At 50.5% G+C, this 19479-nt stretch carries 19 protein-coding genes; 12 read left to right on the top strand and 7 right to left on the bottom strand.

What is annotated here, in order from left to right; all coding sequences use genetic code 11:
* The first annotated feature begins 136 nt into the window (after positions 1 to 136).
* The 7 genes from ACO2Q8_RS24535 to ACO2Q8_RS24505 all read left to right on the top strand — a co-directional run bounded on the left by ACO2Q8_RS24535 (position 137) and on the right by ACO2Q8_RS24505 (position 5508).
* The gene (locus tag ACO2Q8_RS24535; RefSeq protein ID WP_423347525.1) at positions 137 to 1078 is read left to right on the top strand and encodes an NAD(P)-dependent oxidoreductase; all 942 of its coding nucleotides are present in this window, start codon (positions 137 to 139) and stop codon (positions 1076 to 1078) included.
* Complete coding sequence (locus ACO2Q8_RS24530; protein WP_423347524.1) at positions 1075 to 1893, top strand: serine hydrolase; 819 nt, start codon at positions 1075 to 1077, stop codon at positions 1891 to 1893. Before ACO2Q8_RS24535 ends, ACO2Q8_RS24530 begins: the two co-directional genes overlap by 4 nt.
* A 156-nt stretch (positions 1894 to 2049) precedes the next feature.
* Complete coding sequence (locus ACO2Q8_RS24525; protein WP_423347523.1) at positions 2050 to 2202, top strand: hypothetical protein; 153 nt, start codon at positions 2050 to 2052, stop codon at positions 2200 to 2202.
* Positions 2203 to 2652: 450 nt separating this feature from the next.
* On the top strand, positions 2653 to 3297 hold the full coding sequence (locus tag ACO2Q8_RS24520) for a bacteriocin fulvocin C-related protein (RefSeq protein WP_423347522.1): 645 nt from the start codon (positions 2653 to 2655) through the stop codon (positions 3295 to 3297).
* Between the two features lie 64 nt (positions 3298 to 3361).
* Positions 3362 to 4240: a TlpA family protein disulfide reductase gene (locus ACO2Q8_RS24515; protein ID WP_423347521.1), complete on the top strand. Its 879-nt coding sequence runs from the start codon at positions 3362 to 3364 to the stop codon at positions 4238 to 4240.
* Positions 4241 to 4242: 2 nt separating this feature from the next.
* On the top strand, positions 4243 to 4638 hold the full coding sequence (locus ACO2Q8_RS24510) for a DUF1573 domain-containing protein (RefSeq protein WP_423347520.1): 396 nt from the start codon (positions 4243 to 4245) through the stop codon (positions 4636 to 4638).
* 408 nt (positions 4639 to 5046) lie between these two features.
* Positions 5047 to 5508 (top strand): uracil-DNA glycosylase family protein, encoded by a 462-nt coding sequence (locus ACO2Q8_RS24505; RefSeq protein WP_423347519.1) that lies wholly within the window; start codon positions 5047 to 5049, stop codon positions 5506 to 5508.
* A 3-nt stretch (positions 5509 to 5511) separates the two neighbouring features.
* Here ACO2Q8_RS24505 and ACO2Q8_RS24500 read toward each other — a convergent pair whose 3' ends face one another.
* Positions 5512 to 7152 carry an alpha-amylase family protein gene (locus ACO2Q8_RS24500; protein ID WP_423347518.1) on the bottom strand — a complete coding sequence of 547 codons (1641 nt, stop codon included), beginning with the start codon at positions 7150 to 7152 and terminating at the stop codon, positions 5512 to 5514.
* Positions 7153 to 7308: 156 nt separating this feature from the next.
* Here ACO2Q8_RS24500 and ACO2Q8_RS24495 point away from each other — a divergent pair, with 156 nt between their 5' ends.
* Entirely contained in the window at positions 7309 to 7977 is a 669-nt protein-coding gene (locus tag ACO2Q8_RS24495) for a YdcF family protein (protein ID WP_423347517.1), read from the top strand.
* Positions 7978 to 8056: 79 nt separating this feature from the next.
* Here the strand turns inward: ACO2Q8_RS24495 and ACO2Q8_RS24490 are convergent, their stop codons facing one another.
* The gene (locus ACO2Q8_RS24490; protein WP_423347516.1) at positions 8057 to 8614 is read right to left on the bottom strand and encodes a lipocalin family protein; all 558 of its coding nucleotides are present in this window, start codon (positions 8612 to 8614) and stop codon (positions 8057 to 8059) included.
* A gap of 365 nt (positions 8615 to 8979) precedes the next feature.
* On the opposite strand from ACO2Q8_RS24490, the gene ACO2Q8_RS24485 reads away from it, so the two are divergent.
* Entirely contained in the window at positions 8980 to 9300 is a 321-nt protein-coding gene (locus ACO2Q8_RS24485; RefSeq protein WP_423347515.1) for a heavy metal-binding domain-containing protein, read from the top strand.
* A gap of 63 nt (positions 9301 to 9363) precedes the next feature.
* Here the strand turns inward: ACO2Q8_RS24485 and ACO2Q8_RS24480 are convergent, their stop codons facing one another.
* The 5 genes from ACO2Q8_RS24480 to ACO2Q8_RS24460 form a co-directional block, all read right to left on the bottom strand.
* The gene (locus ACO2Q8_RS24480; RefSeq protein ID WP_423347514.1) at positions 9364 to 10431 is read right to left on the bottom strand and encodes a porin family protein; all 1068 of its coding nucleotides are present in this window, start codon (positions 10429 to 10431) and stop codon (positions 9364 to 9366) included.
* Between the two features lie 245 nt (positions 10432 to 10676).
* Positions 10677 to 12206 (bottom strand): magnesium chelatase, encoded by a 1530-nt coding sequence (locus ACO2Q8_RS24475; RefSeq protein WP_423347513.1) that lies wholly within the window; start codon positions 12204 to 12206, stop codon positions 10677 to 10679.
* 87 nt (positions 12207 to 12293) lie between these two features.
* A complete protein-coding gene (locus tag ACO2Q8_RS24470; RefSeq protein ID WP_423347512.1) occupies positions 12294 to 12683 on the bottom strand; it encodes a type II toxin-antitoxin system death-on-curing family toxin in 390 nt (129 codons plus the stop codon).
* Positions 12684 to 12687: 4 nt separating this feature from the next.
* On the bottom strand, positions 12688 to 12888 hold the full coding sequence (locus tag ACO2Q8_RS24465; protein WP_423347511.1) for a hypothetical protein: 201 nt from the start codon (positions 12886 to 12888) through the stop codon (positions 12688 to 12690).
* 8 nt (positions 12889 to 12896) lie between these two features.
* Entirely contained in the window at positions 12897 to 14000 is a 1104-nt protein-coding gene (locus ACO2Q8_RS24460; RefSeq protein WP_423347510.1) for a vWA domain-containing protein, read from the bottom strand.
* A gap of 290 nt (positions 14001 to 14290) precedes the next feature.
* Between ACO2Q8_RS24460 and thrA the strand changes: the two genes are divergently transcribed.
* From thrA to ACO2Q8_RS24445, 3 genes are all read left to right on the top strand, one after another.
* Entirely contained in the window at positions 14291 to 16753 is a 2463-nt protein-coding gene (gene thrA, locus ACO2Q8_RS24455) for a bifunctional aspartate kinase/homoserine dehydrogenase I (RefSeq protein WP_423347509.1), read from the top strand.
* Positions 16754 to 16867: 114 nt separating this feature from the next.
* Positions 16868 to 17797: a homoserine kinase gene (locus tag ACO2Q8_RS24450; RefSeq protein ID WP_423347508.1), complete on the top strand. Its 930-nt coding sequence runs from the start codon at positions 16868 to 16870 to the stop codon at positions 17795 to 17797.
* 154 nt (positions 17798 to 17951) lie between these two features.
* Positions 17952 to 19463 (top strand): capsule assembly Wzi family protein, encoded by a 1512-nt coding sequence (locus ACO2Q8_RS24445; protein WP_423347507.1) that lies wholly within the window; start codon positions 17952 to 17954, stop codon positions 19461 to 19463.
* Positions 19464 to 19479: the final 16 nt, after the last annotated feature.

Raw genomic sequence — 19479 nt, 5'->3', positions numbered from 1 at the left:
CCTTTGGTTTTTAATGAATAATAAATAATGAACAATGAATGGCAAAGAAGGCTCCAAAAGCGAAAAAGCCGGTTTTTAATGTTCATTATTCATTGTTCATTATTCATTTTCTTTGCAAGTTACAAAAAGCCAACGGATGTCCCAGAATCACCCCATAATCCTGATTGCCGACGAAATGCACCCCTCCCTGTTTTCGATGCTCGACCAGGCGGGATTTGCCTACCACTATGAACCCCAGATCAAACGCCCAGAGTTGCTCGAACGGATTGCCGCTTACGAAGGCCTGCTGATTCGCAGCAAAACGAAAGTCGATGCCGAAATGCTCGAACGGGCCACCCGACTACGGTTTATCGGCCGGGCCGGAGCCGGACTTGACCTGATCGACCTGGCAATTGCCCAAAGCCGTAACATTCAGGTTTTTCATGCAGGCGAAGGCAACCGCGACGCCGTGGCCGAACACACCGTGGGCCTGCTTCTCGGTCTGCTGGCGAATATTGCCAAAAGCGACCGGGAAGTGCGCCGGGGCCTCTGGGACCGCGAAGGCAACCGGGGCTACGAACTCGGCAGCCTGACCGTCGGTATCATCGGTTTTGGCAACAACGGCCGCGCCACGGCCCGGCGACTGAGCGGTTTTGGCTGCCGGACGTTGTGTTACGACAAATACCTCACCCACTACGGCGGAGCGTATGCCCAGGAAACCGAGTTGGAGCAGATCCTGGAGGAAGCCGACGTGCTGAGCCTGCACATTCCGCTGACTGCCGAAACGCGCCAGATGGTCGATGACCGGTTGATCCACCGAATGGGCAAACCGTTTTACCTGCTCAACATTGCCCGGGGTGAAATTGTATCGCTGTCGGCGCTGGTACGGGGGTTGGAGAGTGGGAAAGTGCGCGGGGCCGGGCTGGATGTGCTGGAAAACGAAAAATTGGCCAAACTGACACCCGAGCAGCAAACCGCCTTCGACTACCTCCGGAACTCCGACCGGGTCATTCTGACACCCCACGTCGCGGGCTGGACCCACGAAAGCTACGTGCGGATCAACGAAGTGCTGGTTCGTCAACTCAAAGACCTGCGATGAAATTTCTTATTTTTCTGCTTCTTCCGGCTTTGGCAACGGCTCAACACCTCTCGTCCGCGCTGTCGGCTTATCTGCAAAAACTACCGGCTTCGGTGCAGGTGAGCGTCGCCCTTGAATCGCTGGCGGATACGGTGCGGTTTTATCACCGGGCCGATGCGCTGGTGCCCTCGGCCAGCGTGATCAAGATTCCGATCATGGTCGAAGCCATGGAGCGTGTCAAAACCGGCGGTTTCGACCTTGACCAAACGCACGTGCTGCTGGCAGCGGAGAAAACCGGTGGCTCGGGCATTTTGCAGACCTATCCCAACGAAAGCAAACTTTCCAACCGCGAAGTCCTGACGCTGATGATGACCCACAGCGACAACACCGCCACCAACATCCTGATCCGCGAACTGGGCATGGAGCAAATCAACCGGCGCATGCAAACGCTGGGATTGACCCAAAGCCGTTTGAACCGAATGATGATGGATACGCTGGCGGCCCGGCAGGGCCGCGAAAACCGGGTGACAGTGCGCGAAATGAATGCCCTGCTGACCAAAATCCACCGCCATGAAGTAGCCACCCCCGCCCTCTGCGACCAGATGCTCGATATTTTGAAACGCAATGAAGACAACCTGACCTTCCGGCGGTTCTTGCCCCCGTCGACCGTCATTGCCCACAAAACCGGTGGTCTGGCCTATGTCCAGGGTGATGCCGGTATTTTTTATGTCCCGAAACCGTTCGTGCTGTCGGTTTTTGTCCAGGGCACCGACACGGAAAACGCCCAACGCATCATCGGCGAAATCGCCCGGATTTGTTACCAGCAGTTGCAGTAACTTCGTTTTCGGTGAGGCAGTTTACCCTTTAGTTTCAGTGGCTTTTTTGTCATCTCGACGAAAGGAGGGATCTTCGGGTGAAGGCTGACATTCCTCCAGCGCTCGAAGATCCCTCCTTTCGTCGGGATGACAAACCGGACTCATAATGGCTCAATGATGAAAACTTTAAACCGAATACCGCAATCCGACACCCGCATGAACACCTTCGCCGACCGGGCCATGGCCTACTACAACCACCTGACCGAGCCAGAGCATTTGCCGACCGGTGTAAGCGTGCTGAACCCGTACCAACAGTCGGAGTGTCAATGACAAAAGAAGATGAGAATATACAAAAGATGCCGGGACACTAGTGCGTTAAAATTTCTTGCACTACTTGTCCACCTAAGTCCTGCTTTTCAGACTTAAAAACGCTTCCGGATTTGATTCAGAATCATTTCCATTGTACGCAATAGGGTACATGTTGATGTTTTTCTGTCTACGTGCTAGATTACTAGGAATTCAACTTCATCAAAAAAGGAAATATATTCGTTGTGTTCGACTCTTAATCCTATGATAACCATCTAAAAATGAGTACATTACCTCAAGTGTTTAGCTATCAAAGTGTTGAATCATCTATCAAACATACCCCAAACAAAAGAATACTTCAATACTGTTACTTCTTTGCTGAAATATTTACATATGTAATACTTGTGAAAGACTAAACAAAGAACTACCTTGTTCGATAATTACCATGTTCGTATAACTTAACAACTCTTTTCAATGAAAAAGACCCTATCTTTATTCAACGGAGCGATCTTACTTCGCTTTCTGCTATGCATTGGCTTTTTTGTATCAATCATTCAGGCATGTAAAAGTCCTGACAATGTAAAGGCTGTAGATCAACCTATTAATTCAAGTGTAAATTTGAAGCTTATTGAGGAGCTTGAGCAATCTCCAAATAGTGTTGTTTGGGTAAGTTATCCTGATTTAAATCCTGAAGAGAAAGCGGTTCTTTGGCACAGGCATTTAGGTAAAATGCTATTGAATAAAAGCTATAATAGATCACAGATAGATCACATAAAAGAATTAGATAAAATTATAAACGCTGATCTATATAAAAATTTAAATGATCCAGAGACTAAAAAATTCTTAGAGGATTTCCATCAAGAATGGTTCGTAAAATCTGTTGAATCGAATTTATTTTCTGTTGAACAATTATTAGCAATAAGTTCATTAGCAAGTATTGGAAACTCTTCTGCACATGGAAGAGTGCAAGCACCTCTAAAAGCCTGCGATTGTCGCTATGGAATTTCTTGCTCAGATGCAAGATGCCCTGACAACAAAAGTTGTACGACTCCAAGCTTTGATAACCGTACAAATTGCGGTATTGCAGGGACATCAGTTTGTACTGGTAAGTGTGTTTAAATTAATATGTACGCATTGACTCCTGATTTTAGGAGTCAATGCGTACACTGTACAATAACTACTTATGAAATCAATAATTAGGTCAGTAACATTAATATTATTAACGCTAATTCCCTTTTTAGCGTTTGGGCATATTCGTGGTTTAGCAAATTGGCTATCCGCTTATCTTTTTTATACTATTAGTTATTTTATCATTGGATTAATATATAACAAATTCAAAATAAATATATTTATTTATCATAGTATTGTTTTACTATCTTTAATTTCCTATGCTATTCTTTTGTTTTTTGAAGACTATTCTTACTTCTACCCTGCAATTGCACCAACTATATTCATAGCAGGTGTTTGTGGTTACTTATTCGGGTATCTTTCCCATTTTTTCAGAATCCCTTCACTCTCTGGGTTAGTTGTTATTTTACTATTTGAAGTATATGGGTGCTATCAGCTATTACCAGCACATTTTTTTAATAAAATGAGGGACTATCCTAGTCTAGCTCATCTGAAAGAAAAAAAACTTGAATTAAATTTTCAAGATTTAAATGGAGCTCCTGTCCCTAAGGAGTTTTTTAAAAATAAAATTGTTGTACTTGATTTTTGGTATACTGGTTGTGAAGCCTGCCTATTAAAACATAGAGAATATGAAAAAATATTTTCCCATTTTTCTAAATATCCTGATGTAATTATTGCAACAGTAATTGATGGTGAAATAAATTCATTATCTGGTGTTAATTCTTTTTTATCAAGACATAAATACAAGTTTCCTACTTATTATGATCCAGGAGGTGAATTCATTAAGAAATATAAGATTGGTATCGATGGGTATCCAGTAGAGATACGATTAAATAGAAATAGTGAAGTAAAAGAAGTAATATATTCTTTTGGTTTAAAAGAAATTTATCTTCAGGAAGCACTCTCAGTAATAGAAGATTTAGTCAATAGATAATTATGAAAAAGGCACCATTTGTTTTAGTAGTATTGCTAACTAGCATTAGTTATTGTTCTTGCAAGAACAATAACGGCCAGACCGAGATACAATTTGATAAAGACACAGTTAATTTTTCTATATCACATGGAAAACCTTTTAAGGCGATTTTTAAAGTAAATAATATTGGGAATGAAGATTTGAATATACTAAATGTGAGTGGTGATTGTAGCTGTACAAATATTGAATATCCTAAAGAGGCTATTCCTGCCGGGATATCCGCTGAAATAAAGGTAACTTACAACAGTGATGGTGATGAAGGTGAGGTAAAAAAAATAATTGTAGTAAAGTCAAATACAGACCCTATATTACATACTCTTACTTTGAAAGGTATGGTTACTAAAATTACAGGGTTTTAAGAAAACTGCCAGCAATCTTATAAAATTAATTCATTACGTATAAAAAATGTTTGTCTATTAATACTCGAATAACACAAAACAAGAATGTTTAAAGAAGCTATTAACCAGCTTACCAACCCATTTATTGCCTCTTTTTTTATTCTTTTTCGGTTTAATGAAAATTAAGCGATGTGATTTTGATAGGTTAAAAAAAACTTAGCCGAACAACCGCTGCCATAAGCGTTTCTTTCCTTATTCAGGAATTTGGTTAGCGACTCCTTCCACTTCTTAGTAAGGTAGTCGATCTGATTTTGTCGCAATCACGGCTTAGATTAACATAAACAGTTTCATCATTTTCTGTAGAAACCTAAAGTATTCTCACTAACTATTGTATGTTTTCTCATATTATTCTGTACCTAATGCCGAATTATGAGCTTAATTTTCTCATTATCTTTTGTATTTGACATCGACAACGAGCTACCGCCCACGCCCGAACTGTCGAGCCGGTTTATCTACCAGATCGTCGAAGCCTTTGGCGGGGCCGAAGCTTTTTACGCCCGTTTTTTCCTGACCTCGCTCTATCCGCTAGCACTGATCAAAGGGGGCAAAAACTACAACTTTTACGATGACAAAACGACCACCGAAGCGCTCTGGCCCGCCATCGTCGCGTCTGTCCGGGAGCAACTGACGTTTGGCTGCAACCGGAATGTGGTGGTTTGCCTGGGTCGTAAAAACGAAGCGTTTCTGCAACGACTCAACCAGCAACACGGTTTTTTCGGCCGGGTCGCCACGCTCGATCATCCACGCTACATCCTGCAATACCGCAGCCGCGACATCGATTCATACGTCGACCGGTATGTCCGGACGCTGGCCGATTGTCTGGAGCGCTAGTGTTCAGAACAAATGACTCAGGTCACCGGCCCGGAACCAGCGATAACCGTAGGCATCGAGCGTAATCCGGTGAACGCCATGCACATCGGCCTGTTCTTCCCGGTTCACCATCAGATCCACCAGACGCGACGTCTGGCCCCGGTTCAGGGTTAGCGTTACCTCCTGCGGTTTTTCGTCGAAGTTATGCAGGATGATCAGCGAATTGCCCGTCCGGTGGTAGTGCATCGCCAAAACCGGAATTCCGTTGGTGTCCAGAATCTGCCAGTCTCCGGAGCCGATTTCCGGACATTCTTTTCGCAGCCGAATCAGGCTTGTCATCCAGTTCAGCAACGAGAACGGGTCGCGACGCTGCCCTTCGACGTTGAGATGCGGATAGGCATACGGGCCTTCATCGATCACGGGATGCACCACCTTGTCGGCCGGCGAAAAACCGGCCTGCGGATCATCCGACCACTGCATCGGCGTCCGAACCGCATCCCGTTCGTTGAGCGTCAGGTCGTCACCCATGCCAATCTCGTCGCCGTACCGAATCACCGGCGTGCCGGGCAGCGAAAACATCAGGCTATAGGCCAGTTCGGTCAGGGGCCGGTTTCCCAACATCGGCGACAGCCGCCGACGAATGCCGCGCTCATAGAGTTGCATGTTTTCTTCCGGGCCAAACCGAGCGAATACTTTTTGGCGTTGCTCATCGGTCAGCCGCCCTAAGTCTAATTCGTCGTGATTCCGTAGAAACTGCGCCCATTGAGCGGTCGGGTGAATGTTCCGGGTGGCTTCCAGTGCCTGAATCAACGGGGCGATGTCGGCCGTTGCCAGGGCATAAAAAAGGTGCTGGTTGACAAAGAAGTTGAACATCAGGTGAATACCATCCCCGTTCTGTCCAAAATAGTTGGTACTCTCGTCGGGCAGCACGTTGGCTTCGCCCAGCAAAATCGCGTCGCCTTTCCGCCATTGCAAAAACCGACGCATCTCGTGCAGGTACTCGAAGCGCATCTCCGGTTCGGTTGGGCCGGGGGCCGGTGATTCCAGGATAAACGGCACGGCATCAACCCGAAACCCGGCCACGCCCAGTTGCAGCCAGTAGCCCATGATCCGGCGGATTTCGGCCCGAACCTCCGGATTGTCGACATTCAGATCCGGCTGGTACTCGAAAAACCGGTGAAAATAATACGCTTTGGCCTTTTTGTCGAGCGTCCAGGTGGCTTCCTGGACACCGGGAAACACCATGCCCTCGTTCCAGTCCGACGGTTTTTTGTCCGACCAGACGTACCAGTCATAATACCGGGACTCCTTGCCCCGGCGCGCTTCCTGAAACCAGGGATGCTGATCAGACGTATGGTTCACGACCAGGTCGATGATCACCTTAATGCCCCGTTTGTGGGCCTGGTGCATGAATTCGACAAAATCCCCGCTGGAGCCGTGCCGGGGGTCGACGCCGTAATAATCCCGGATGTCGTAGCCGTTGTCTTTGTTGGGTGTAGGCTGAAACGGAGCCAGCCAGACGGTATTCACGCCCAGCGCGTGGAGGTAATCCAATCGGCGGCAAAGCCCTTCAAAATCACCGATGCCATCGCCGTTGGCATCCATAAAGGTTTCGAGGTCCAGGCTGTAGATGATGGCATTTTTATACCAGAGGTCTTCGATCATGCGTGAAAAGTTGAGACGTTTCCTCTTTCGAAAAGCCCAACGCAAGGCCGATTGTTTGCCCTTTGCCCCCTTACTTACTCACTGGAAACATCTACTAAACGTTGCGCGCCTTCCGAAACCGGTTTTCTTTGTGCTGCCATTACCGATTTAGCCGACATGACCCCAATTCCTTCGTCCATTCATTCGCTCGCTAAAAGACTCTGGGATTACCACCGGATGAACCAACCGCTCGAACCCGCCGACGCCATTCTGGTGTTGTGCAGTTACGACAAACGCGTGGCCGAACGGGCCGCCCAGCTCTGGCTCGACGGCTGGGCGCCGTTGCTTATCTTTTCCGGCGGTCTGGGCGTGATTACCCGAACGCTATGGACCGAGCCCGAAGCCGATCAGTTTGCGCAGATCGCCCGGCAGATGGGCGTGCCGTCAGAAGCGATTTTGATTGAGAATCAATCGACCAACACGGGTGAGAATGTGCAGTTTACCCGCCAGTTGCTGAAGGAACGGGGCCTTGACCCGGAGCGGTTTCTGCTCGTCCAAAAACCGTACATGGAGCGCCGGAGCTACGCGACATTCTGCAAAGTCTGGCCTGAAAAACCGGTGCGGGTCACGTCCCCGCAAGCGTCCTACGAAGCGTACCTGGACGACTATTCGAACCCCGATCTGTCGCCGGACTACGTCATCAGCATCATGGTGGGCGATTTGCAGCGTATTAGGGAGTACCCGCAGAAAGGCTTCCAGATTCCGCAGGAGATTCCCGCCGACGTTTGGGAAGCGTATGAAAAGCTGATTGCTGCGGGCTACGATCAGCATTTGATCCGGGAATAGGTGGTTTTCTACCAGCTATCAAACACCAGCAGCCCACCGAATCGTCGGCGGGCTGCTATTTTTATGATTCTGAAAAGCCTTACGCTTTTTTGAATTCAATCGTCATCGTGTAGGTGTCGATGGTACCATCACCGTCCAGGTCATCTTTCTCCGTGGTGCTCCATTTCATCGTATTTCCCGATGTTTCCAGGTCATACACCTGAGCGCCATCGCTGTCGGTAATTGTCAGTTTGTTCCCGTTTACCGACCATTTTGAATTATTTTCAGCCGGGTTAAAATCGTCCAGATCGTCGGATTTGCAATTGGGAGAAGGCGTTCCGGAAATGGTTCCGTTGTTGTTGAAGGTGATTTTCGTGTCCGTTAGGCAAGCCACCGCATCAGCGCCACCGTATTGTTGAAAGAAACCCAGCAAATCCGTAATCGGCTGCCCCGTTCCTAAAAAATCAATGCCTGGGTTCACTTTCATGCCCGAAATTTTCCAGCTTCCGCTCACGGCCGACGGTTTTACGTCCGGTTCGCCGTTACCATCTTTGTCTTTGCTACAGCTTGCAAACCACAGCGGCAGGGCCAGTAACATGATCAGCGTCCAGCCATAACGGAAATTCACACGGTTCAAAAGTACTGTTGTCGTTTTCATTGTTGTTTTTGATTTGATTTGTTTAGAAAAAATGGATTTATGATTCAAAGTTGGGCGTAAATGGTGTGGTTACCCAGTGAGTTCGGCATGAAATGCGTATCTTTATGGTTAAACAGTTACTTCCATCGGTTGAAGTGTCTTGTCAGGTTGATGCCGCCTTTCGTGTCCGTTTTTTGCTTGCATCAGGCTATCCGGCGAACCAAAGAATGTTACCATTTACCGCCTGTACGAAAAAATAAATACACCATACCTAAAAAATAATCTTCTGTGTAACTCTGTATTACGGCACGATCCCAGGATTTAATTTTGGGGACTGCTTTCTCACTAACGAAAACCGTCAGCCGGTTACACTCAGAATCAAGTCTATGCTGGTAACAACTACTCCATCCATCGAAGGCAAGCGCATCGTCTCGTACCTGGGTCTTGCCAACGGGGAAGCCATCATTGGTTCCAACCTGATTAAGGATTTCTTTGCGACCGTGCGCGACGTAGCGGGCGGACGATCAGCCGCTTACGAGCAGGCCCTGCGTGAGGCCAAAAGCATTGCGATGAAAGAAATGATTGAGCAGGCCCAGCGCCTGGGCGCCAACGCCATCATCGGCGTCGACCTGGATTATCAAACCATCGGGCACAACGGCGGCTTGCTCATGGTGAGCGCCAACGGTACGGCGGTGGTGGTGGATTGATCGTTGGCCCCGCCTGAAGCGTTCGTGACTTTCCGAAACGCTTCAGGCAAAACCGTTTGTTGTTTACTTTCGGCCCAGCGGGATCAGGTAGCCCACGGAAAAGGTCGCCACTTGCTGGCTGACGTATTCAGCCGGTTGTGGATCGGCGTTGGTGCCCAGGCTATAGTGATACCGCCCTTCGACCAGGATTGAACCCGGCCCCGCCGGAATCGAGACGCCCAGCCCGCCCGTTACACCGTATTCAATGCGACCGTTGTTATCTTCCGGTTTTATTTTTTCATCGAGCAGTGTTTCACCTGCGAACACAACTTTCGTTCTGGCATCCAGCGCATAACTAGCATAAGGACCGGCGTTTACGAAAAATCGGGTTTTACGCCCAAACGATAACTTCAGCAAAAGGGGAACCTCCACGGCATTGACGGACGCCTGAACCGAAAACGTCTGTCCCTGATCTTCACCGGCAAACTTGACGGCCCGGCGCGTGTAGAGAATTTCCGGCTGAATCGAAAAGACGTTGCCAATCCCATAATTGATCACCAGCCCACCCGTGAAACCCGGTGCGGTTTCGGATTGACCGCTCCCTTCCAGATCCGACGTCGGAACGTATTCGTTTAGTAGCGCGTTGACCCCGCCCCGAATCCCGATCGACAACCCTTTGCCGGAGTAAGCCGATTCGCTTTTTACTTTTGTGGGCTTTTCGGGTTTAGCCGGTTTTTCGGCTTTGGCGGTTTTCTCTGCTTTCGGCGCTTTTTCTATCTTTTCGGTTTTGCTGCGTTTCGCGCGTTTGCCGGTTTCTTTTTCAGTCGTTTCCGCCACCGGTTTGGTTTCTGTTACGGTATGCTGAGCAACTACCGGTTCGGTTTCGGCCGCGGTCGTCGTAGAAGCTACAGCCGTGGTGGTGGCCGGCGGGGTGGTAGCTACGGCCGGTTTGGGAGCCGGTTTTTTCGCTGCCGTCGCTGTTGCTTTCGGTTTGACAGCGGTGGTCGGTTTCTTTTGAGTGGTCGCTACCGGTTTCTTTTGGGTGGTTGCGGCCGGTTTCGTACTGGTCGCGGTCGGTTTTGGTTTGGCCGTTTGGGCTTCTGCCAACAGACCGACCGCGACCAGGCAAATGGTCAATAGTGATGCTTTCATTTGGGCGATTCTTAATGTGTATTTGTTGTTACTGATGCTGCAAAATTATATCGCTCATGAAAGCCCGGCTAGAGAAGAACTACGCAATTACAAAATCGCGTAGTTTCCCTGTAACATTTTACGACACAAAAGTACCCACGGACTTTAGTCCGTGTGAGTTAGCCTAACCATTCGGATAAGATAAACTCACACGGACTAAAGTCCGTGGGTACAAAAAAACTCTTAACTTTTAACTCTTAACTCTTTTAAAACCGGTCTTCGTCGTCATCGTCTTCGTCGCCGAAGGCGTTGCCGGGGCTGAACATGCTGCCTAACAGGTCTTTAAACTGCTGACCTGTGTCGAGCGCTTTCTTGCCGACGAGCGAATACTCAGCCAGGCCGTGCAGCGCAAACTCCATCATGAACAACTTTTCGGGGCGGCTCAACCGCGAATGCAGCGAGTCGACCACATCGTCCAGGCCGTCGATGGTCCGCAGACGGTTTTCGTAGTCGCGGGTCGGCAGGTCGTTCAGGAATTCGATGACGTTTCCGTCGCCGAACCAATCGGTTATTTTTTTGTAGGGATTACCGCCCTTCTGTTTTTTGGCTTTTTCCGGATTCGGGAAGTAGTTCAGAAACTGCGTCCGAATCGCTTTCCCGATCAGGTTCTGGGCCACAATGACCGGGCCTTCTACTTCGCCTTCGTAGACGAGTTCAACTTTACCGCAGATCGCCGGAACGACGCCGTACAAATCCGTAATCCGGACGTAGGTTTCCTTCTCGCCGTTGAGCAGGGCCCGGCGTTCGGCGGCCGAGAGCAGGTTTTCGTATGCTGCAATCGTCAACCGCGCCGAGACGCCACTTTTCGCATCAACATACTCACTTTCACGGGCTTCCAGTGCAATCTGCTCGATCAGATCGGTGATCAGGTCGTTGGTTTTGACCATACCCTTCTGCTCGGTTTTGACGATGGCTTCCTGCTGCGTAATTTTCTTACCGACTTCGAGCGTTTTCGGATAGTGCGTCACAATCTGGCTGTCGATCCGGTCTTTCAAGGGCGTTACGATGCTGCCCCGGTTCGTATAATCCTCGGGGTTGGCCGTAAACACGAACTGAATGTCCAGCGGCAGACGCAGTTTGAAACCGCGAATTTGGATGTCACCTTCCTGCAAAATATTGAACAGCGACACCTGAATCCGGGCCTGCAAATCCGGCAATTCGTTGATGACGAAAATGCAGCGGTGCGAACGTGGAATGAGCCCAAAGTGAATTGTCCGTTCGTCAGAATACGGTAACTTCAAAGTTGCGGCTTTGATCGGATCGACATCCCCCACCAGATCGGCTACCGACACATCCGGCGTTGCCAGTTTTTCGGTGTATCGATCGCTGCGGTGCAGCCAGCTTACGGGCGTGTCATCGCCTTTTTCGGCAATTCGATCCTGCGCAAACCGGGAAAGCGGTTGCAGCGGGTCGTCGTTCAGTTCGGAGCCTTCCACCACCGGGATGTATTCATCCAGCAGGTTGATCATCAGCCTGGCAATCCGGGTTTTGGCCTGCCCGCGCAAACCCAGTAAATTGATGTGGTGCATCGACAGAATAGCCCGCTCCACATCCGGGATCACGGTGTCTTCGTAGCCCCATATTCCGGGAAAAACGACTTCCTTCTCCTTAATTTTCTCAATCAGGTTGTCACGAAGCTCCTGTTTAATGGATTTGGATTTATAACCGGCGGCTTTCAGTTCGCCGAGGGTTGTCATTTTCAATAACTCTTTACTCTTCAGGGATGAATAGCTCATGAAATCGTTGGGTAGCGTCGAAAATGGTGGTACTATTTTAACGGGGATTTTCCGAAATTAGTTTTTGTTTACCATTACCTGGCTCGGTTAAAAAGTAAGTAGAACAATCCGTTTGGTTAACCATTGCGTAAACGCGTCACGGTCCAGTATACCAGCGGCTAAATCCAAAATTATCTGCTCCTGTTCATCTATATCAGCCCTCACTTCGTATCCGTTGATCATTAAAAAGAATTCCATAGCAGCGTGTCCGATTCGTTTATTGCCATCCACAAAAGGATGATTCATCACCAGTGAAAAACAGATGGCCGATGCCTTTTCAATAATAGTCGGATAGAGATCTTCACCAGAAAAAGTCATTTGGGGCTGAGCAACTGCAGCTTCTAACCCACCCTGATCGCGAATGCCTGTTCCCCCGCCAGATTGCTGTATAATAATCCCGTGAAGCAGAACAATATCTTCAACATTTGGATAAGTCATGTTTCTAAGACAAACGCCGATACAATTCAGCGTTTTTATCTACAATAAAATGCATTAAACGTGTCTTGTGCTCCTCTTCCGTTTCCAATAAACGATGGACCGTTTGTTGAATTAATGCATCCACCGACTCATAACCGAGCGACAGCGCTTTTTGCTCTAACCGCGTTATTTCTGCTTCTTCCAAAGAAATTTGAATCGTCGTCATAGCTGCCATTATTTAATATTCTTGCGCCGGTTTCGCTGAAAGTCTTCGAACATCATGTTGCCCAGACCCTGCAAACTGCTGTAATACGCCCGGCCGTTGTTCACCTTTGTGAATTCGTGGACGAACTGCTTCAGGTACGGGTCCGAAGCAATCATAAAAGTGGTAATCGGAATGTCGAGCCGACGGCACTGGGCGGCCAGCGTCAGGGTCTTGGACACAATCTTACGGTCGAGCCCGAAGCTGTTTTTGTAATATTTGATCCCTTCTTTCAGGCAGGTCGGTTTTCCGTCCGTGATCATGAAGATCTGCTTGTTCTTGTTTTTCCGACGGCGCAGCAAGTCCATCGCCAGTTCCAGCCCGGCCACCGTATTGGTGTGGTACGGCCCCACTTCCAGGTACGGCAAATCCTTCACCTGAATCTGCCAGGCATCGTTACCGAACACGATGATGTCGAGCGTGTCTTTCGGGTATTTCTGTTTGACGAGTTCAACCAGCGCCATGCCGACTTTCTTGGCGGGCGTAATCCGGTCTTCGCCGTACAGAATCATGGAGTGGCTGACATCGATCATCAGCACCGTCGAAGTTTGCGTTTTCTGCTCTTTCTCCACCACTTCCAGGTCGCGCTCCATCAACGTAAACTCCTCGACCCCGCTGTTAATCTGGGCGTTGCGAATCGACTCGGTCATCGAAATCTGTTCGAGCGTATCGCCAAACTGGAAGTCGCGCAGGTCGCTGCTCAGCTCGTCGCCCACGCCCGTGTACGGTGTGTGGTGGTTGCCGCCGGATTTCGAGCGTTTCAGCTTTCCGAAAATCTCTTCCAGCGCCGACCGGCGGATCGACTGCTCACTTTTGGCCGTCATCGCGAGCGTCCCTTCTTCGTTCTGCTCGGTCAGGTAACCTTTTTCTTTCATTTCTTCGACAAAATTGCCGATGCCGTACTGGTCGTCGGTCAGGCCGTAGCGCCGGTCGAGGTCGTTCAGGTACGCCAGCGCCTGCTCGACGTTTCCCGAGGTCATCAGCAGCAATTGCTGGAAAATATTCAGCAACTGGTCGAATTTGCTGCCTTCTTTTTTTTCGGGCGGAATGTATTGGGAAAATTGAAATCCTTTCATGCAATGGAAACGTTGGTCAGCCGTTGTCGCTATTCGTTGAACAGTGCCTGACGCGGATTTGTTCGTTTCCTGAAAGTACGAAATTTCCGGCATTTTCCCGGCATGGACTCCGGCGATCCGTCGGCGTTCTGATAACCGGGCCAAATCATCCGGGTCTTTCCATTTCTTTCCAGCACCAACCCGCTTTTTCCTTATATTTGCGCTCCTTTTCCCTTCATCACCTATGCTAAAGCCGAACGGTTATCCCTGGCGCTAGCCAGCCGTTCCATCATTTGCTAAGATCCCACAGTATGAATGTATTGAAGTTTGGCGGAACGTCGGTCAAGAACGTTGAGAATATCAAGAAAGTCATTGCCATTATTCAAGACTACCACCAGAACGGCAACCCGATCGGTGCCGTGGTGCTGTCGGCCATGAGTGGCGTCACGAATCAGTTGATTGAGATTGGCCGGATGGCGGCCATCAACAATCCGGATTACCTGGAACTGATTCGCGGGATCGAAGACAGGCACTTCAACGTGATCAAAGGGCTGATTCCGATCAAGGAGCAAAGCAAAGTGTTTGCGACGGTGCGCGGTACGGTCAACGAACTGGAAGATTTGTTGCGGGGTGTCTCCCTGATTCGGGAACTGTCGGACCGGACGATGGACCTGGTGATGAGCTTCGGGGAGCGGTTGTCGTGCCTGGTGATCAGTGAATGCCTGAAAAGCAAGGGCGTTCCGGCCCGGTTTTGCGACGCCCGGCAACTGATCAAAACCGACGCGCAGTTTAGCATGGCCGAAGTGGACGAAACGACCACCAACCAGCTCATTCGCGAGTATTTTTCCACCATCGGTTCTGATCTGCCAATTGTGACCGGTTTTATCGGATCAACCGCCAACAACGAAACGACCACACTCGGGCGGGGTGGCTCCGACTATACGGCTTCCATTCTCGGCGCAGCCCTGAACGCCGACTACATCGACATCTGGACCGACGTGGACGGCATGATGACCGCCGACCCGCGCAAGGTACCGAACGCGTTCAACATCCCGACGATCACCTACGCCGAAGCGATGGAACTCAGCCACTTTGGAGCCAAGGTAATTTATCCGCCGACGCTGCAACCGGCGTTTGCCAAAAACATTCCGATCCGGATTCTGAACACCTTCAACGCTGCCCATGAAGGCACGGTGATCAGCCGCACCGCCGACCGACGCGATTTTACGATTACCGGTATTTCATCCATCGACGACATCGTGCTGGTCAACATCCAGGGCAGCGGGATGATCGGCGTGGCCGGGGTGTCGGCGAAATTGTTCAGCACGCTGGCGCATCACAAAATTAGTGTCATTCTGATTTCGCAGGCGTCGTCGGAACACTCCATCTGTTTTGCTATCGACCCGCGCAACGCCGAGCGTGTCCGCGAGATTCTGGAAGCGGAATTTGCGACCGAAATCGAGCACAAACACGTCGACAGCATTAGCATCGAGCGCGATTTGTCGATCATTGCCACCGTGGGCGAAGGCATGAAAAAAAGCTCAGGGATTGCCGGAAAGCTGTTTTCGGTACTGGGAAAAAATGGCGTTAACATTGTTGCCATTGCCCAGGGGTCGTCGGAGATCAACATTTCGGTGGTGATCAACAAAAACAACCTCTCGAAAGCGCTCAACGCGATGCACAACGTTTTTTTCCAGTCGGAAGCCCGGATTCTGAACCTCTACCTGGTGGGTGCGGGGCTGATCGGCCGGACGTTGCTGCAACAGATTCAGGCGCAGTATGATCACCTCCGGACCGAAAAATCGCTGCGAATTTGCCTGGTTGGCGTAGCCAATACAAAGAAAATGCTGCTCGACCCGAAAGGCATCGACCTGACCGACTGGCCCGAACGGCTGGCAAGCGAAGGCGTGACGACCTCCCTCCCGGCGTTTGTCGACAAATTGAAAGATTACAACCTCCCCAACAGTGTTTTTATCGACTGCACCGCCGACAAAGACATGCCGCTGTTTTACGAACCGCTGCTGAACGCCAACGTTTCAATTGTCACCCCGAACAAAGTAGCCAATTCCGGTTCGTACGCCGACTACAAACGGCTGCAACGGGCGACGGTCCGGCGGGGCGTCAAGTTTTTGTATGAAACCAACGTCGGTGCCGGTTTACCCATCATCAACACCCTCCAAGGCCTGATGACATCCGGCGACCGGTTTTTGAAGATCGAAGCCATCGTGTCCGGAACGTTGTCGTATATCTTCAACACGTTCCGGCCCGGCGTCTCGTTTGCCGCCGTGGTGCGGGAAGCCAAAGAAAAAGGTTTTACCGAACCCGATCCGCGCGAAGACCTCAGCGGCATGGATGTAGCCCGGAAAATCCTGATTCTGGCCCGAGAAGCCGGTTTTGAACTCGAACCTTCGGATGTGACAATCAACAACCTGCTGCCCGAAAGCTGCCTGAGCGCGCCCACGATCCCAGCCTTTTTCGATGAACTGGAGCGTAATAACGCGTATTTTGAGGGGCTGTTGCAGGAGGCCGAAAGCCGGAACGAAAAACTGCGTTACGTGGCTACATTCGAAAATGGCAAGGTGACCATCGAGCTACGGTCGGTTGGATTCGATCATCCGTTCTATTCGCTGTCGGGGGCTGACAACATTGTTTCGTTCACAACGGAACGGTACAAAGAGCGCCCACTGGTGATTAAAGGCCCCGGCGCGGGCGCGGAAGTGACGGCAACCGGTGTTTTTGCGGATGTGGTCAGCATCGGGAGTTACCTGGCCTGAACCAATGCGATGCGGTTTTTGTATCTTTGACAAAAATAAGAAGTTATAGAACGGCGGCCTTGCTCGCCATCCTACTGTTGAACGTATTATTGCGGATGCAATAAGTTACATACCGTGGACTCCATCAAAGTATTTGCCCCTGCCACCGTGGCCAATGTTGCCTGCGGTTTTGACATATTCGGTTTTGCCGTCGACAACCCCGGCGACGAAATTATTCTCCACAAGAGTACCGAACCAGGTGTTCGGATCAAAGCCATTGTCGGCGATGAAGGCCGGTTGCCCAAACAGGCCGAACGCAACACCGCCGGTATTGCCATTCAATCGTACCTGAAGCACATCGGCTCGGATCAGGGCGTGGAGGCCATTCTGCACAAGAAAATGCCGCTGGGCAGCGGGCTAGGCTCCAGTGCCGCCAGCGCCGTAGCCGGGGTGTTTGCCATCAACGAACTGATGGGGCGTCCGCTGAAACAGGTCGAACTGCTGCCGTTTGCGATGGAAGGCGAACGGCTGGCCTGCGGGTCGGCCCACGCCGATAATGTTGCGCCTTCGCTGATGGGCGGGTTCGTCGTCATTCGAAGTTATAACCCGCTGGATATCATCACCGTCAATACGCCCGACCAACTCTACGCCACCATCGTTCACCCCGAGATTGAGGTCAATACGAAAGATGCGCGCCAGATTCTGAAGAATGAAGTTTCCATGAAAAACACCATCATTCAGATGGGCAACGTGGCCGGGTTGATTGCCGGGTTGATGAAACCGGACTACGACCTGATCGGCCGCTCGATGGTCGATGTGATCATCGAACCGGTCCGGGCGATTCTGATTCCGGAATTCAACGAAGTGAAACAGGCGGCCCTCGATGCCGGGGCGCTCGGTTGCAGCATTTCCGGCTCCGGGCCGTCGATGTTTGCCCTCAGCCGCGACCCCGAGACTGCCGAGCGAATTGGCCAAAGCATGCGAAGCGCCTTCCGGGCCGTCGGCATCGACAGTGAGGTGTACGTTTCCGGCATCAACCACGAAGGCCCGCGCGTGATCGGGTAAGCCGAAAACTGGAACAGTTTTTGTATATACAAAATACACTCCAGGTTTACTGCGCGACCTTTTTCCGCTGCAACAAGCGATCCGTTAGGTAGCAACATGCCGTTTCGTTACCTGAAGTGCTCCCGAAACGTGACTATTCTTACCCCGGTAAGCGATGATCAGAGCACTACTCCTGCTTGTTTTTTTGCCCTTGCTGGCTTTCAGCCAACCGGCGATTGAGACCCGGCCCAGCCATTTTTTTGCCGAACTGGGCGGTTTTTATAATCCCGGCAAAGCCACCCCGTTCTGGCTGCGAACCAATCAATACGGCCTTGTTCCCAGCACACTGCCTTACGCGACCCTGCGGGCAGGCGTCCGGCAAGATTATCGGTATTATCCCCTCTCCGACATCACCTCGGCCAAACGCCCGGATAAGTTTGGCATCGGGTATGGTTTAGATGTAGTTTCTAATTTTGTTGCACAAGCAAAAAATCCGATTCTACTTCCGGAAGCGTATGTAAAAGTAAAAGCCGGGGCGTTTGAGGTGCTGGCTGGTCGGCGACGCGAGGTGGTGGGTCTGGTCGATTCCACGCTGAGTTCCGGTTCGTATAGCTGGTCGGGGAATGCGCTGCCCATGCCGAAAGTGCAGATCAGCCTGCCCGACTACACCCCGATTGGTTTCACAAAAGGGTTGATTGCCTTTCGGGGATCGTTTGCCCACGGCTGGTTTGGTAATGATCGAAAAGTCAAAAATTCGTACTTGCACCAGAAATCGTTGTATGCCCGACTGGGTAAAGCTCGCTGGCCCATCAAGCTCTATGCCGGTTTTAACCACCAGGCGCAGTGGGGTGGCAACACCACCGAACTGCCCGAATCGCTGGCAAAAAACGGCCAGCTTCCCGCCAAATTGCAGGACTATCTGTTCGTGCTGATGGGCAACAGCCTGGGGCGACTCATCGACCTCGACACGACGCGTTACAGCAAATTCGACCGGGAAAACCGCATCGGCAATCACCTCGGCAGCATTGATGTCGGCATCGAATACAGCACGCGGGAGGTGTCCCTGTTGCTTTATCACCAGAGCGTTTACGAAGATGGGTCGCTGTATTACCTGACCAACATCGAAGACGGCCTGACCGGTTTGCGGTTCCGAAACCTGAATCCAGCACCTTCGGGTCTGCGAATCACGGGCGCCGTTATTGAATTTCTGTACACCAAAAGCCAGGGCGGGGGCGTGTTCAACGACCATAACAAACACCGGGGCCGCGATAATTACTTCAACCACGCGCAATACCGCGACGGTTGGTCGTACCGGGGCCGTACCATCGGCACCCCCTTCATTACGCCCGTGACAGACTCCCGGCCGACGCTCTCGCAGTACGGTTTTTTCAGCAACAACCGGGTCCGGGCCTACCATACGGGCTTGCAGGGCAACTTCTCGAAAGCCTGTTCGTTCCTCTTCAAATTTTCCTACAGCGAAAACTACGGCACGTACGAAGCGCCCTTTGCCCAAACCGCCCGGCAGTTTTCGGCCTTCATGGGACTGGAACTACCCCTCAACCAACGCGGGTTACTCGTCACGTTTTCCGCTGCCGCCGACCAGGGCGATTTATTCGAAAACAGCAGCGCCGTCTACGCCGGAATCCGGAAAACCTGGGATTATTACAAATACCGGATTGGGAAGTAGGTTCGTACCCACGGAC

The organism is Larkinella sp. VNQ87 (assembly GCF_049445795.1).
GTDB lineage: Bacteria > Bacteroidota > Bacteroidia > Cytophagales > Spirosomataceae > Larkinella.
The sequence above is the reverse complement of the archived record's forward strand: the minus strand, read 5'-3'. Positions and strand labels throughout refer to the sequence as shown.

What these genes read in the sequence shown, in the direction of transcription:
- ACO2Q8_RS24535 (WP_423347525.1), top strand. Translation starts at nt 137, where the DNA reads ATGTCCCAGAATCACCCCATAATCCTGATTGCCGACGAAATGCACCCC.
- ACO2Q8_RS24475 (WP_423347513.1), bottom strand. Translation starts at nt 12,206, where the DNA reads ATGAGCTATTCATCCCTGAAGAGTAAAGAGTTATTGAAAATGACAACC.
- ACO2Q8_RS24500 (WP_423347518.1), bottom strand. Translation starts at nt 7,152, where the DNA reads ATGATCGAAGACCTCTGGTATAAAAATGCCATCATCTACAGCCTGGAC.
- ACO2Q8_RS24505 (WP_423347519.1), top strand. Translation starts at nt 5,047, where the DNA reads ATGAGCTTAATTTTCTCATTATCTTTTGTATTTGACATCGACAACGAG.
- ACO2Q8_RS24530 (WP_423347524.1), top strand. Translation starts at nt 1,075, where the DNA reads ATGAAATTTCTTATTTTTCTGCTTCTTCCGGCTTTGGCAACGGCTCAA.
- ACO2Q8_RS24495 (WP_423347517.1), top strand. Translation starts at nt 7,309, where the DNA reads ATGACCCCAATTCCTTCGTCCATTCATTCGCTCGCTAAAAGACTCTGG.
- ACO2Q8_RS24485 (WP_423347515.1), top strand. Translation starts at nt 8,980, where the DNA reads ATGCTGGTAACAACTACTCCATCCATCGAAGGCAAGCGCATCGTCTCG.
- ACO2Q8_RS24510 (WP_423347520.1), top strand. Translation starts at nt 4,243, where the DNA reads ATGAAAAAGGCACCATTTGTTTTAGTAGTATTGCTAACTAGCATTAGT.
- thrA (WP_423347509.1), top strand. Translation starts at nt 14,291, where the DNA reads ATGAATGTATTGAAGTTTGGCGGAACGTCGGTCAAGAACGTTGAGAAT.
- ACO2Q8_RS24525 (WP_423347523.1), top strand. Translation starts at nt 2,050, where the DNA reads ATGAAAACTTTAAACCGAATACCGCAATCCGACACCCGCATGAACACC.
- ACO2Q8_RS24520 (WP_423347522.1), top strand. Translation starts at nt 2,653, where the DNA reads ATGAAAAAGACCCTATCTTTATTCAACGGAGCGATCTTACTTCGCTTT.
- ACO2Q8_RS24480 (WP_423347514.1), bottom strand. Translation starts at nt 10,431, where the DNA reads ATGAAAGCATCACTATTGACCATTTGCCTGGTCGCGGTCGGTCTGTTG.
- ACO2Q8_RS24465 (WP_423347511.1), bottom strand. Translation starts at nt 12,888, where the DNA reads ATGACGACGATTCAAATTTCTTTGGAAGAAGCAGAAATAACGCGGTTA.
- ACO2Q8_RS24445 (WP_423347507.1), top strand. Translation starts at nt 17,952, where the DNA reads ATGATCAGAGCACTACTCCTGCTTGTTTTTTTGCCCTTGCTGGCTTTC.
- ACO2Q8_RS24460 (WP_423347510.1), bottom strand. Translation starts at nt 14,000, where the DNA reads ATGAAAGGATTTCAATTTTCCCAATACATTCCGCCCGAAAAAAAAGAA.
- ACO2Q8_RS24515 (WP_423347521.1), top strand. Translation starts at nt 3,362, where the DNA reads ATGAAATCAATAATTAGGTCAGTAACATTAATATTATTAACGCTAATT.
- ACO2Q8_RS24490 (WP_423347516.1), bottom strand. Translation starts at nt 8,614, where the DNA reads ATGAAAACGACAACAGTACTTTTGAACCGTGTGAATTTCCGTTATGGC.
- ACO2Q8_RS24470 (WP_423347512.1), bottom strand. Translation starts at nt 12,683, where the DNA reads ATGACTTATCCAAATGTTGAAGATATTGTTCTGCTTCACGGGATTATT.